The 13,784-nt window shown below is 52.7% G+C and carries 11 protein-coding genes; 8 read left to right on the forward strand and 3 right to left on the reverse strand.

Annotated features, from left to right (window positions below; genetic code table 11):
- Positions 1 to 543: 543 nt before the first annotated feature.
- Positions 544 to 1,989, reverse strand: coding sequence for a DNA-binding protein (locus AC6I6H_RS13425; protein ID WP_497954367.1), 1,446 nt, complete (start codon positions 1,987 to 1,989; stop codon positions 544 to 546).
- 250 nt (positions 1,990 to 2,239) lie between these two features.
- Here AC6I6H_RS13425 and AC6I6H_RS13430 point away from each other — a divergent pair, with 250 nt between their 5' ends.
- From AC6I6H_RS13430 to AC6I6H_RS13455, 6 genes are all read left to right on the forward strand, one after another.
- Positions 2,240 to 2,644, forward strand: a complete 405-nt coding sequence (locus AC6I6H_RS13430) for a hypothetical protein (RefSeq protein WP_497954368.1) — start codon at positions 2,240 to 2,242, stop codon at positions 2,642 to 2,644.
- A gap of 21 nt (positions 2,645 to 2,665) precedes the next feature.
- Positions 2,666 to 3,841: a GNAT family N-acetyltransferase gene (locus AC6I6H_RS13435; protein WP_497954369.1), complete on the forward strand. Its 1,176-nt coding sequence runs from the start codon at positions 2,666 to 2,668 to the stop codon at positions 3,839 to 3,841.
- A 349-nt stretch (positions 3,842 to 4,190) separates the two neighbouring features.
- On the forward strand, positions 4,191 to 5,699 hold the full coding sequence (locus AC6I6H_RS13440; RefSeq protein ID WP_497954370.1) for an alpha/beta hydrolase fold domain-containing protein: 1,509 nt from the start codon (positions 4,191 to 4,193) through the stop codon (positions 5,697 to 5,699).
- Positions 5,700 to 5,864: 165 nt separating this feature from the next.
- Positions 5,865 to 6,242: a BlaI/MecI/CopY family transcriptional regulator gene (locus AC6I6H_RS13445; RefSeq protein ID WP_497954371.1), complete on the forward strand. Its 378-nt coding sequence runs from the start codon at positions 5,865 to 5,867 to the stop codon at positions 6,240 to 6,242.
- Positions 6,243 to 6,248: 6 nt separating this feature from the next.
- A complete protein-coding gene (locus tag AC6I6H_RS13450) occupies positions 6,249 to 8,438 on the forward strand; it encodes a M56 family metallopeptidase (protein WP_497954372.1) in 2,190 nt (729 codons plus the stop codon).
- 200 nt (positions 8,439 to 8,638) lie between these two features.
- Positions 8,639 to 10,357, forward strand: a complete 1,719-nt coding sequence (locus tag AC6I6H_RS13455) for an ABC transporter ATP-binding protein (RefSeq protein ID WP_497954373.1) — start codon at positions 8,639 to 8,641, stop codon at positions 10,355 to 10,357.
- A gap of 84 nt (positions 10,358 to 10,441) precedes the next feature.
- Here AC6I6H_RS13455 and AC6I6H_RS13460 read toward each other — a convergent pair whose 3' ends face one another.
- The gene (locus tag AC6I6H_RS13460) at positions 10,442 to 11,233 is read right to left on the reverse strand and encodes a hypothetical protein (RefSeq protein ID WP_497954374.1); all 792 of its coding nucleotides are present in this window, start codon (positions 11,231 to 11,233) and stop codon (positions 10,442 to 10,444) included.
- Between the two features lie 285 nt (positions 11,234 to 11,518).
- Between AC6I6H_RS13460 and AC6I6H_RS13465 the strand changes: the two genes are divergently transcribed.
- Positions 11,519 to 11,926, forward strand: a complete 408-nt coding sequence (locus AC6I6H_RS13465) for a bacteriohemerythrin (protein ID WP_497954375.1) — start codon at positions 11,519 to 11,521, stop codon at positions 11,924 to 11,926.
- A gap of 90 nt (positions 11,927 to 12,016) precedes the next feature.
- Positions 12,017 to 12,685, forward strand: a complete 669-nt coding sequence (gene rpiA / locus AC6I6H_RS13470) for a ribose-5-phosphate isomerase RpiA (protein ID WP_497954376.1) — start codon at positions 12,017 to 12,019, stop codon at positions 12,683 to 12,685.
- A 76-nt stretch (positions 12,686 to 12,761) separates the two neighbouring features.
- On the opposite strand, the gene AC6I6H_RS13475 is transcribed toward rpiA, so the two are convergent.
- On the reverse strand, positions 12,762 to 13,598 hold the full coding sequence (locus AC6I6H_RS13475; protein WP_497954377.1) for a methyl-accepting chemotaxis protein: 837 nt from the start codon (positions 13,596 to 13,598) through the stop codon (positions 12,762 to 12,764).
- Positions 13,599 to 13,784 lie beyond the last annotated feature (186 nt).

Genomic DNA, 13,784 nt, shown 5'->3' on the forward strand with positions numbered 1-13,784 from the left:
CAAGAAGGTTTATGGACATAGATTTGGGCGGAAACTTATCCAATGATACACTCAGCAACCCTCGGTTGATCTCAGCCACTTTAGCGAAACTGCTTAATGTATAGCCTTGTTCTAGAATTTCGTTCAAGATGTGATCTGCTAGACTCTTAACTGTTTGTTCCTGCTTTTGCACAAACAAGGGAAGGACCTCCTTCCTAAAAAACAAGGACCAAACAGTACATTTCTCCTGCTAATTGATTTTTTGTACACTTTATAGAAAAATAAATGAAATATAAACGAAGACAGATTAAGTTTTATCTAAGAGTCAACGTTCAGATACGATTGCAATAATTTTTACTATAACTATAGCTCGCAAAAAACCGAAAAGGTCTGCACAATAATAGAAAAAGGTTAAGCATGCAAAATGATCACGCTGCTTAACCTTTTAGAAGATTATTATCTTTTAAACCATGCTGTTAGGTGCCTACTCCATGAGCTAAAGCAGTAACCGTGCTTGTGCCAGGTGGCACAGACCCAGGGGAAGATGGAGCAATAGTGCCAAAACTAATCATTGTTGCTAGGAATATTGACAGAACCCATTTGCTCATTAGTTAACACCTCCTTCAGAATAGACCTGTATTCGTCTTTTTGATTCGTCGAAGCTTTTATTCGATATTGTTCAAACCATGCTGTGCAAGCGATAATAAGATCCTTGTTATTGACTATAATTGAAGTGCGCAAAGCTTGAAGCAGATAGTCAATTCCTTTTTGAAAAGACTCCTGATTAAAAAAGTATATAGTCAGCTGATGGAACAAACTAGCCGCTTGGTCCAATGTAAATGGATATGGGTATACTTCATTTTGCGTTAGATGTGTCATAGGTGCCTGTAATGTTTCTTCAAAATGGGTAATCACTTCATCTACATGTACGTCGTATTTATTGGCTGCTTCTAAAATTGTAATGAGACCGGGCATTATCTCTAAAGGATGATTATCAAGGAAATTTACGTAATCAGGCAAACGCTCGAATTGCCCCATTAGGATACGTAAGTATAACTCGTTCGCACAAGCGTACATCGTGAACTTTTCGACTTCTTTATTTCCCTCATCGTTTAAATTAGGGAACCCTTTTAGATCTTTATAGTGATATGTATATGTAAGTGCTTGATCATAATTGCCTAGTCGTTCTAACGCTACTCCCTTAAGCAGAAAGCTTTGACCATAATAAAGTACCAACTGTCTCTCAGGAGTAAATAAATTTTCATGATACTTATTTCGCTTGGCACATTCTTTTTGCTGATGCATGAAAATAAGCGTAACGGCATGCAACTCTTCTGCAATTTGTATTACTTCCTCCCAGCGCTGCAACAAATAATACACATTCGCCAACTGCAAAAGCCCATCCAGCTGATAATGCTCCGGAAGCCGGTTGCGGAAGGGGGCGAAGCGGAAGGCCGCTTCCTTGTTGACTTCCAGGTCGACGCCGAGGCGGGCGCGGAACAGCTTGTATTGGCTAATTGCCATGCGCTCCGAATGCTGCTTGATTTCGTTTTCGACCACGCATTCGTAGAAGGGGATGGACTCCTTCCGTTTGCCGGCTGCGAACAATTCCTCGCCGAGCGCAAAGATTTCGTGAAGCCGGTTCGGCTCCTCCAAAACCTTAAACAGCACGCGCCGGATCAGTTCGGTCCGGTCGAGCGCAACGCAGCGGAGCAGGAACGCTTTGATCCGTCTCCAATGGATTTTCCCGGAGTGAAAACACTCCTCTACGTATTCCGCATAAAGCCAATCCTTCGGCATGGATAGCGCTTGTCCAATCTGCTCCAGAAGGGCGATCGGGATGGCTTTGGTGGGGGTGCGGTCAAAAATAGCGCTCAACGAGCCGCGGTTAATGCCGGTCCGTTTGGAAAAACGGCCGAGCGTTTCATCCTGTTTCTCGATTTCGCTCAAAATCCGGTTGCGAATTTTCTGCTCAGCTTCCTGTTGTACAGCCTCGCAAAAGATGGCCATCTCAATCCTCCTTTTCTTAGGCAGTTTTTATGTAAAGCTCCTTTGAAAAAATATGTAAGCACATGTGTGTTTTAAGTAAAATATACCACTAACTATGCAAATCGACAATAGGACTCGCCCAAATGCGAGAGGATGCGAGACCTAAGCGTGGCTTAATATAGATAGGAACACATGCGGAAGAAAAAGGGATTTGTCTTTATAGGACGAAATAATACAGAACAAGGTATTTAATGAGCGGGAGGCCATTTCGATGAGCATTCGGAAATCTCCGGGAGGCTCGATTTTCCCTTATTACTATAAAGGCGGCGAGCTCCATTGTCTGAAGTACGGGAGCCGTCATGAGGACCGGGAAGGTTTCTTTGCCATAATGCAGGCGGAGGAAGCTTTTGTGAAGCAGCAGCCCAGAGCCTTAAACGTCTGGGTTGATTTCTATGAAACCCGTCTGACCGAAGAGGTATGGACCGAATTTGTCCATCACCTGGGCCGCATTCAGGATCGCGTGGCGAAGCTGGCCATCGTGGGCTGCTCCATGCGGGACAAATGGCGCTTCCGCAAAATCATGAAAGCGGAACAGCTGACGTTTTCCTTTCCCGTCCGCCATTTTCAGGACCCCGAAGTGGGAAAAACCTGGCTGGTGGTAGAGCCTCGTCTCTAATTACATACAGGAGGGTTGTACATGGAATCCTTTGCAATAAGGTTGGCTGATTCGGCGGATGCCGAAAGCATTGCCCGGTGGAAAGCCGTTTGCGGTCCGGTTTTTCAGGCGCCTGAGCTGCCGACGGCGGACTTGTCGCATGCCGCCCGCACGGAACGAATCCGCCAGCAAATCGGACAAGCCGATGGAGCGGCGGGTTTGTATGTGGTTGAAGCCGAAGCCCTTGGCCCGGTCGCGGCATTTGCGTTTGATTTTGCCTTTCCGCGCTGCGGGTTTGCCAACCTGCGGGTTCAGTTCTCTCCGGATTTCCGAGCCGCATACGGAGCGTCTGCTCTTCGGGCGGCGTGCGGGTATTGTTTTCTGGAATTGAATTACAACAAGCTGAATGTTTTGCTGCGGGAAACGCAGCACGAGCAGCTGGAGCTGTTCCGCGAGGCCGGGTTCCGACGGGAGCTCTGCTTGCGCGAGCATTATTTTGCAGGCGGAAAATACGAGTCGGTGCATCAGCTTGGCATGCTGAAAAAAGACTTCCTGGCCGGTGCCGCTGCCGAGCGGGCAAGAGCTCTTGAACCCGACCGCTCCTATGCGGAGGAAGAACCGTCTGTCCTTCTTTCTCCGGGGAAACGGCTCTTGATTGGAGAAAAAGTGGACTTGACCTCTTTGGCGGAAGAGGATGCAGAGCTTCTGTACCAGTGGAACCTTTCCTCGGACGAAAAGCAATTCGCGGCGCTTGGCGCGGCCGCTCCCTCAAATCGTGATTCCTACCGAAAGATGACCCAAAGCGCAAATGATTATCACAGCATAAAAGGCTCCCTCCTTTTCGGCATTCGCAAAAAAAACGGTACGCTGCTCGGTGTGATTAACGCCAACAGCGTCGATCCGCGCAACCGGAATTTGATGATCGGGTTGTCGATAGCCGGACCCGCCGAACGGGGGCAGGGTTACGGCCGCGAAGCATTGGAGCTATTTATCGACTTTGCCTTTTTGGAATTAAACATGCACCGGGTTTACTTGGGGTGCTTTTCCTTTAACGAGAGAGCGGCCAAGCTTTATGAACGCATCGGGTTCAAACCGGAAGGAATCAACCGGGCGTTTGTTTACCGGAACGGAACTTATTACGACGAGTGCGCATTCGGATTGCTCAAGAAGGAGTGGCTGTCTCTCCGGGGTTATTTGACGGAGGCCGGCAGCGCTTAAAGCTTCTAAGGAATACGGCTTCTCCGGCCCATCCGGCTCTTATTAAGCGGGTGGGCCGGACTTTTTTGGAGCGTTTTTTTTTCATAGGCATTCCTTCGCTTATTGAAGCTGGCTGCTGTCGCGGCGCGCATTTCAAATCCGCAGATTCCGCGGCTTTTTTTTGTGAAAAGCGGTTCAAGCGGTCGCGAAAAAAAGAGGAATTTATCACATAAGTATTGAAATAAAATACAGAATTGCCTGATCAAACCTGTTGAAGCTTGAATAACGCCGGGAGTTTTCCGGCAGGCAACGGCTGCCGACAGCTGTTGCGCCAATCCGGCTAAAAATGAAAGGGAAAGGAAGGACGTTAATGGCAAGATTAAAAGGCATTCCGCTTGTGCTTCTCTTATGTCTGGTTTTGACAAGCTGCGCTTCTTCGACGGCTGAAGAGCCCGAGCCTTCGCAAAACACGGAACCGCTCCGGTATGCGGACCCGATTTTTCCCGAAGTGCAGGTTGAACGCGACATTCCCTATTATACGGATGAAGGCAGCAAGAAAGGAGAAGCAGTGCGATGGCAGCTGGACCTATATCAGCCTGCGAACGATACGGAGAAAAATCGTCCGGCCATTGTCTGGATTCATGGCGGCGGCTTCAGCAGCGGCACGAAGGATTACGGTTTTGTCACCAAGCTTGCCAGGGAATTTGCGAAAAAGGGGTATGTGACCGCCGCCATCAATTACCGCTTGAGCGAGGACCCGGAGTCGGATTGGGGAGGCGCCATCGCCAGTGCCGCGGAAGACACTTCGGCAGCCGTCGCCTGGCTGATCGCTCATAGTGATACATATGGAATAGACAAAACGCGCATCGGCTTGGCCGGTCATTCGGCGGGAGCGATAACGGCGCTCAACCTGGTCTACAAGGATGGAGAAACGGCAAACTGGCCAAAAAGCAGTATATTCTCGGTGATCAGTATGTCCGGCACCCCGTTCAGCATGGGGAAAGCCGCGGAAACCGACCCGCCCGCCTTGCTCATTCACGGGACGAGCGACGCCACGCTGCCTTATTCGTTGGCAAAAGAATTGGCCTCTCAATTGAAAGCGGCCGATGTTCCGTATACCCTCCATCCGATTAAACACGCGGGTCATATGGTAAACGATTATTTTTCCGAACTGGATGAGACGATTACTGCATTTTTGTATCCCAAGGTGACAGGAGAGCCGTACACAAGGGCCCTTAAAAAGGACGAACCGGCTGTCAGCAAGGAGTATATGGCCAAGCAGGTCGCGCTCAAAGTCGACGGCAATTTGGACGAATGGGGCGATTCGACCGTAGCGCCGCTGGATCAATCGAAAATCAGCCCGCTGCCGTCCGCGGCTGACGCATCCGGCGACATTCGGATCGGGTGGAATGAGAACGACCCGAAACGCATTTACATAGCTGCTGTCATCACGGACGACAAATTGCAGCACCTTTACCCAGGAACAGGGCGGTTGTGGCAGGAAGACAGCTTGGAGCTGACGTTTGATTATACGCGAAATGGAAAGAACCCGCACCAGCAGGTGAAGAGCTGGCTTATCGGTCCTGGCGGAGAGGCATTGCAGGACAGCCCGAGCAGTGAAGTAAAGGTGATTCATGACGGAAACCGGTACATCTATGAAGCCGCCGTGGATATTACGCAGGTGGAGAAGCTGCCCGATACCAACAGGAAGGTTTATCAAAAATTCAAAGCGGCTGCGGGAGATTGCATCGGCATTGATGTCCATTACAATGATGCGGACGAAGGGGTTCTGGAATCCCAGATCGGGATGACACCGGAGGATTCCTGGGAATCCCGTTATTACATCAAGCTTGTTTTTGATGCGGCTCCGGTCAAATGAGAAGGGAGATTACAAGATGCTTCAAATCAAAACGCTTCGCTTCGGCGGAGCGTTTCCAGGAATAAATTAACTGCTGCCTGTTGACTTTTCAGGACTACAGTTGTAATCTTTAAAAAGAAGTTGATTACAGCTGTAATCAAAGTACAAATAGAGGAAGGGGTGCCGATGGGAAAAAGCGTTCCAAACATTACGGAAGCGGAGTGGGAGGTCATGAAGGTGCTCTGGTCCAGGTCGCCGCTCGCAGCAGGGGATATTATCGCCGCGCTGGAAGGAACCAAGGAGTGGAACCCGAAAACCGTCCGCACGCTGATCAAGCGTCTGACCGAAAAGGAGGCCATCGGGTATAACCAGGAAGGCCGGGTGTACACGTACTTTCCTTTGGTTGAAGAAGAAGCTTGTGTAGTATCGGAAACCAAGTCGTTTTTGAGACGGATTTCCGGTGGCGCGATGAAACCGATGCTCGTTCATTTTCTGAAGGAAGAGAAGCTGACCGATGAAGACATCGAGGAGCTGAGGCGTCTTCTGGATGAGAGAAAGGACTGACCTGTCATGATCCCGTTTGCGGAACAGCTCTTTCGGTCAGTGCTTGTCGCAACGGCTTTTGCGAGCGTTCTTCTGTTCCTGATTCTGGCCATCCGGATTGCGGGGAAAGGGAAGCTGCCTCCCCGGTGGACATATTTGCTCTGGTTTGTTCTGGGCTTTCGGCTGCTGCTGCCGTGGCTTCCGGAGCCTTTTGCAAAAGGGACGATGACTCTTCTGTCTATCGAACTTCCCGGCACTGGCGCAGGAATCGGGGCGGATTCATCCTCCACTGTCTTGCCGGAACCTCCCGGCTTATCCGAAGAAGGAACGATTGCGACTCCGGCAGGCTCCAAACCGCAAGCTACGGAAACCAAGTCCTCCAATCTCTCCGTTACAGATCGCCGTGCGGATGGCACGGTACAAACGGATTGGATGGGGATCGCGGCGGCTGTCTGGTTGGCTGGAACGGCTGCCGTGCTTTCCTTAACACTGGCGGGCAACGTTCGGTTTGCCTGGAAGCTGCGGAAGGAGCCGGCCATATCGGATTCCTCCGTACTGGGACTGTTCGAGCAATGCAAAGAAGAAATGAACATCCACCGGCCGATCGTGCTTACGGAAACGAATCTGGTTTCAACGCCAAGCCTATTCCGGATCATTCGTAACCGGCTGCTGATTCCGACCCATGTGCTGCAAACACTTGATCCGGCGTCGCTGCGTTATTTGTTCCTGCATGAACTGGCTCACGTGAAGCGGCGGGATGTGCCCGCTAACTGGCTGATGACGCTGCTTTTGGCGCCGCATTGGTTTAATCCGCTGCTCTGGATAACCGGCCGCAAGATGCGGGAAGATCAAGAAATCGCCTGTGATGCGCTTGTTCTCAAGCATGTCCGGCCGGAAGAGTCGCATGCCTACGCCATGACCATTATCCGGCTGCTTGAGAACATGAAACGCCCGACGCAGCTTGCGGGAGCCGCCGGAATGTCGGGCGGCAAAAAAGAACTGAAGAGACGGATCGTCATGATTTCCGCCAACAGGAAACCTCGTTTCTATCAGCTGACGATAGGCTTTGCCGCATTGGTTGTAGTCAGCGGATGCGCATTAACGCAGGTCAGGTTCGGCGGGGAAACCAAAACAGGTGAACAGATAAATATCCCGCCCGCTCCGCATTCCGTTTCATACCAAGTCGGCGAAGGGCCGATCGTGCTTGTGGAAAACCGGAATGCCGCCGGAAACTTGTTTCAATCGGTGACGGTAACAAGCGCCGACCATTCGGCGCAGGCCGTCTTTCCTTGGCCATCGGTTGCCGATTCAAGCGTTCTCCCTATGGTTACGCATGCCGACGTTACCGGAGACGGCAGGAAGGACACGGTGATCGTTTTGACCTCCTCGTATCGCCCTGGTGTCCAACTGCAGGAATTGCATGTGCTGGATTCCGAGACGCTTGAAGAGCTCCCGGTGCAGCATCCGCTTGTTGCAGTCAATGAACAGGTTAAAACCGCTGTTACGAGGCGGAACGGACAGATTCAAGCCTATGTAAAGATTGGCGGCATAGAAACGGGTGCGGTTGCGCGTGAAAGCAGCGGGTCCTACTGGTATGATGACGTTGATTTTGGCTCCGAACTCATCTACCAGGTGAAGGACGGACGGATCAAGGTTCAAGTCACCGGTAGAATCTCACCCGAGCGGGATGCCTTCCTGCTGGAAGCGGAATATGGAACCGACTTGACCATCCGCAATCTGACGGCAACCCCCGTGCAGCAAGAGAAGATGGAGGAGCTTCCGCTGGATGAAAACACAGTGAAAGCTTTAATGGCTGAGAAGCTAGGCATCGAAGGCTGGGAGGTTGTCAAGGAAGGCGACCAGTACCGCTTTTCCTCCCGCCCGTCCGACCCCCAAGCAAACGGACAGGATTATTATGTTAATTCCTGGACTGGCACAGTATACGATGGTACTTCCGGAATGCCGCAGACGAATTTCCTTCTGCCGGAAGCGCCTGATCTGACTGCGCTGACCAATGGGAACGAATACCTCGACCGACTGGCCGAATTGGCAAAACCGTTCCTTGCCGAGAACGGGTTTGAACCGGGAGAGGACGAATGGATCATGGGCGGCTATAATGAAGGGTACCTGTACGGAAACGTACTCTCCGGCGGCAAACCGATGACAATCAAGTTTGAGCTTTTTACTAGAGAATGGGAACCCATTGAGGAATCCTGAGACGAGATACAGAAAGGGAATCGTTTCGCAACTGCAAAGGCCATTTCCGGGCGCATCCTTATGCCGCCCGGGATGGCTTTTCTGGTTGATAAGGAAAATTTCTTGTTCACCGCTTAAGAACTTGTGCTAAGATAACAATGTTCTCAATGCATTATCATTGCCAAAGGAAACCAACATCAAAGAAAAGAGTTGTTGCTGTCATGCTGCGCCGCTTTTTCTCGTATTACCGTCCTTACAAGGGGCTTTTCATTCTGGATTTTACGTGCGCCATTATCGCCGGATTGCTGGAATTGGCCTTTCCGCTTGCGGTCAGCGAGTTTATCGATCGCTTGCTGCCCGGGCAAGACTGGCCGCTGATTGTTCTGGCCAGCATCGGTTTGCTTGCCGTCTATGCGCTGAATACAGCCTTGCAATATATCGTGACCTACTGGGGCCATAAGCTGGGCGTCAACATTGAAACCGACATGCGGCGCAACATGTTCGAGCATGTGCAGAAGCTGTCGTTCCGTTTCTTTGATAACAACAAGACGGGCCATTTGATCGGACGAATCACCAACGACCTGAACGACATCGGAGAAGTGGCCCACCACGGCCCCGAGGATGTATTTATCGCCGTGATGACGCTGGTCGGTTCATTTTCGCTGATGGCCTACATCAACCTGGAGCTTGCGCTTATCACGTTCATCATCATTCCGATGATCGCCTGGGTGACCATCTTCTTCGGACGGAAAATGACCCAAACCTACCGGCGCTTGTTCGGGGACGTGGGGAACTTCAACGCGCGGATCGAAGAAAATGTTGGCGGCATCCGCGTGGTGCAATCGTTTGCGAACGAAGAGCATGAGAAGAAGCTCTTTGCCGTAGACAACCGGAACTTTCGCGAGACCAAGCTGCTGGCCTACAAAATCATGGCCAAAAGCATGTCGGTCAGCTATATGATGATGCGGCTCGTAACGGTATTCGTCATGATGTGCGGAGCATGGTTTTTCATTCAAGGAGAGCTGGAATTGGGCGAGTTTATGGCCTTTGTTCTGCTTTCGAACATTTTCTTCCGCCCGATCGAGAAAATCAACGCTGTGCTGGAAAGCTACCCGAAAGGGTTTGCCGGCTTCAAGCGTTACCTGGAAATTATGGACACCGAGCCCGATATCGCCGACGCGCCAGATGCCGTCGAAGCACAAGGGCTGAAAGGCGATATCCGCTTTAAAGGCGTCTCCTTCGGCTATGACGAAAGCCGGAAAATTCTCAAGGATATCGACCTGGCGATCCGGCCCGGCGAAACCGTAGCCTTCGTTGGACCCTCCGGCGCGGGCAAGACGACGATTTGCAGCCTTCTGCCGCGTTTCTACGATGTCGACAAAGGAAACATTACGATAGACGGTACCGATATCCGCCGGTTTAAGCTGGCTTCGCTGCGGAAGCACATCGGGATCGTGCAGCAGGACGTCTTCCTGTTCTCCGGCTCCGTCCGGGAGAACATTGCCTACGGCAATCTGGACGCCTCGGACGACGAGATTTGGGAGGCGGCCCGCCGCGCATCGCTGGAGGACGTCATCCGCTCCATGCCGGAAGGGCTCGACACGATCATCGGCGAACGCGGAGTCAAGCTGTCCGGCGGCCAAAAGCAGCGGTTGTCGATCGCCCGCATGTTCCTGAAAAACCCGCCGATTCTGATTCTGGACGAGGCGACATCCGCGCTTGATACGGAAACGGAGCTGGCGATCCAGAAATCGCTTGCCGAGCTGTCCGCCGGCCGGACGACGCTTGTGATCGCTCACCGGCTGTCGACGATCCGGGGAGCCGACCGGATCGTCGTGGTGAATGAGCACGGCATTGCCGAGCAGGGCAAGCACCAGGAACTCGTCAACGCGGGCGGGATTTACAGCCGGCTTCATTACGCTCAGGCGGGACAAGCTTAATAAGAATCTGCACCGGACCGTTTCCAGTGGAAGCGGTCCTTTTATGAACGCGTTCGCAACGCCAGGAAACGACCAAACAGGCTCTTATCCGGCATTCGGAAGCTTGGCCGCAGCGGACTGGATCGCGCGGGCGATGTCCTGCTCCCAGTCAAACATCTTCAGCTGCCCCGAATGAATGCGGCTCAGATTGGCCTGCATCGCTTGCAGCCCCGACCATGCGGAGACCGCATTCCCTTCCTTAACCGCCGTCCGGTAACGCTTGCTTGCGGCAGCAAGCTCTTTCCGCACCCCGGCAAGGGATTTGTTCTCGGCCGTTATTTGCTTTTTGGCGGTCTGAACGGGCACCAGCGCGTCCTTCACGATCTTTCCCTTGGCGGCGGCCGCCTTTTTGGCTTTGGCCAGCGCATCCTTCTTCGCCTTGATCTCGGCCCGCGCCGCGTCTGCGGACGGCTTGAGCCGGTTGCGCTGCAGATCCAGCAGGGCCGCAGCTTTACTATCCTTTCGTTTCCGGGCTTCCGCGGCCTGTTTCCCGAAAACGGCATACTGGGACAGCAAGGATGCGTGCCGCCGTTCGGTTTGCCCGGCTTCCGCCTTGAGCCGGTCAATCAGCCCCCGATCAATGGCCTGAATGCTCGTATTAACGGTCTTCAACGCTTCATTGTTGGTTTTGCGGAGCCCGGCAATCTGCTTTGCCCCGTCCTTCACGTCCGTTTCCAATTCGGCGACCTGATCGTAGGCAGTTTCAACTCCTTTCAAAGCGGCCTCCCAATCATTGGCGGCATCCGCCTTCGGCGCGCAGACGAGAGCCATCGCAAGCGACAGCAGAACGGCCAGCACAAGCCGGCGCCGTTTACGAAAACTTATGAATTCCGTCACAACCATCATTCCTTTGCTTAAGAGGTGGAGCGCGCGGAGACGAGCCAATAACAAAAGCACCCCACAAGAGCGGCTCTGGGCCGGTCTTGCGAGGTGCTTCGCTCGCTTTCCGTACGACTCGTTTCCTTGACTATACCGCTTTCGGAAGAAGATGTCAACTGAAAGGAGAACAATTGTTCCGGTACAAGTGTGACGAGAGTAACAGCATTTTAATCGGGAAAAGTGGAAATTAGAAAGCAGGGCCCTCACGAAGTGCTCTTTACATATTACAAGGAGTGGACAAACATGATTACGTGGCATGATACTTACGAAACCGGAGTGGAAACGATCGACTGTCAGCACCGGCAGCTGATCGCGAAGTTGAACGAGTTCATGGAAGCCTGCACGAACCGGCAGGGCAAGGACAAAATCATCGAAACGCTGACCTTTCTGAAGGAATATACCGTGGAGCATTTCGGCTCCGAGGAACGGCTGATGGAACGGATCGAATTTCCGGAATACGAGCGCCAGCGCAAGGAGCATGCGGCTTTTGTCAAAACCGTCCTGGAGCTGGAGGAAACGGTAAAGACCCAGGGGGTAAGCGTTCTTTCCACGATCAAGCTGAACCGGACGCTGACCGACTGGCTGGTCAACCATATCAACGAATGCGACAAGCGAATCGGCGACTGCATGCGCAAGCGCGGAGAAGCCTGATTCACGTAGCAACGGTTTTGCCCGTCGGACTGCATATCCGTTTCTTGCTTGAGGGAAGCGGGGTTTGTACAATGAAGAGGGGTGAAGCGATTGAAAACGAAACGGCTGGCCGCGGAGCGCGCGGTGGATTATTTGCGGGACGGCATGGTGGTCGGACTGGGCACCGGCTCCACCGCATACTGGGCCATTGAGAAAGTCGGCAGACGGGTGCGGGAAGGCTTGAAGATCCGGGCGATCGCGACATCCGGCAAGACCGAGGAGCAGGCCCGGGAATGGGAGATTCCGCTCGTTACGTTCTCGGATATTGACGTTATCGACGTGACCATTGATGGAGCCGACGAGGTGGACGCTGAATTTAACCTGATCAAAGGCGGCGGCGGGGCATTACTCAGGGAGAAAGTAGTCGCTTCCGCCACGAAAACAAAGATTGTCATCATTGATGAAAGCAAACAAGTGCAGAGGCTCGGCCGGTTCCCGCTGCCCGTTGAAATTGTACGCTTCGGCTGGGAGCTGACCGTGCGCAGGCTGGAGAAGCTTGGCTGCCGGGCGGAGCTGCGCCGCAGCGGCCGGGATTTATTCCTGACCGACAACGGAAATTACATTGCCGACTGCATGTTCGGCCAGATCGACCGTCCCCGGGAACTGCATGACGAAGTAAACGGGATTGTCGGGGTGGTGGAGAACGGGCTTTTTATCGGCATGGCCAGCCGTGTCATCGTCGGCTTTTCGGACGGCACGGTCAAACAGATCGAGCGGTGAACCGTCCGGGACGGGAAAGCGGCTTGGCTGCGCTCCCGCGCCGCAAAGCCGCTTTTCTTCGTTTCATGCCGGAAACCTATTTTTTAGCCTGGTGGGTCAGCAAGCCCTCGACGAAAGCTTTCATGTCCTGGTTCGTCTGGCTGAGCTGCTCCAGCGTATCCATAAAGCCCGTTACCATGGTCGCCTGCTCGTGGGAGGAGGAGGCGATTTGCGAAAATTCCTCTTCCAGCTGCTTGATGGAAAGCTGAACACTGTTCAGCGCGTCGGTAATTTGCCGGGTGGCGTTCTTCGTGTCTTCGGACAGCTTGCGGACTTCGCGGGCGACAACGCCGAAACCGGCTCCCTGCTCGCCAACCCGGGCCGCTTCGATGGCGGCGTTCAGGCCGAGCAGGTTGGTTTGCGCCGAAATCTCGCCGATAAAGTTGATGGTGCCGCCGATGCTGGACGAATTTTGCACGGCCTGGCGGGTATTTTCGACGATGCTCTCCGAAGTGGCGGACAGTTCTTCGGAATGGGCCGCCACGTTTTGCACCATCTGGACGAGCTGGTCGGTGATGCCGGCCAGCCGGTTCATGTGGCCTTCGAGAAGAACCATATTTTCATCCGATTGCGCGGTGGCGATGGCGCCAATGATGGTTCCGTTGTCGTCCCGCACCGGCACGGCGATGGCGCTGATCGGCAAGCCGTAAATTTCCGCCGGAAGACGGGTAGAGCTGAAGCTGCCGGCAAGCGCGGTCCGCAGATTTTGGTCTTCGGGAGGAATCGGGTCGCCGGCTTTGATGCCAAAATCGATAGCAGCCGACGGTTCGTAATAAAGGAATTTTTCGGTGTCCGCGATTCCGATCATGATGTCCTCTTTGATCATCATTTTTATATAAGGCGATACTTTTATGAGCATTTCAAGCGCGTTCACAAAATCCCCTCCTCCGAGATAACGGCCCGTATTTGATAGAAGGCCTGTAAGTATTCTTTTCGGAAATTTGGGGACGCATATTTAGGGTTTTCTTTTTCGCCTCTTCCGAAGCTTGTCGCGAGACGTTGACGGAAAGAGACGGCTTCGGTATAATTGGAACTAATAGTAAATATTACGGAAGAAGGC

The organism is Gorillibacterium sp. sgz306347 (genome assembly GCF_059735245.1).

Excerpts from the sequence above, each read along its gene's own strand:
- AC6I6H_RS13425 (WP_497954367.1), bottom strand. The coding sequence starts at position 1,989 with ATGGCCATCTTTTGCGAGGCTGTACAACAGGAAGCTGAGCAGAAAATT.
- AC6I6H_RS13430 (WP_497954368.1), top strand. The coding sequence starts at position 2,240 with ATGAGCATTCGGAAATCTCCGGGAGGCTCGATTTTCCCTTATTACTAT.
- AC6I6H_RS13435 (WP_497954369.1), top strand. The coding sequence starts at position 2,666 with ATGGAATCCTTTGCAATAAGGTTGGCTGATTCGGCGGATGCCGAAAGC.
- AC6I6H_RS13440 (WP_497954370.1), top strand. The coding sequence starts at position 4,191 with ATGGCAAGATTAAAAGGCATTCCGCTTGTGCTTCTCTTATGTCTGGTT.
- AC6I6H_RS13445 (WP_497954371.1), top strand. The coding sequence starts at position 5,865 with ATGGGAAAAAGCGTTCCAAACATTACGGAAGCGGAGTGGGAGGTCATG.
- AC6I6H_RS13450 (WP_497954372.1), top strand. The coding sequence starts at position 6,249 with ATGATCCCGTTTGCGGAACAGCTCTTTCGGTCAGTGCTTGTCGCAACG.
- AC6I6H_RS13455 (WP_497954373.1), top strand. The coding sequence starts at position 8,639 with ATGCTGCGCCGCTTTTTCTCGTATTACCGTCCTTACAAGGGGCTTTTC.
- AC6I6H_RS13465 (WP_497954375.1), top strand. The coding sequence starts at position 11,519 with ATGATTACGTGGCATGATACTTACGAAACCGGAGTGGAAACGATCGAC.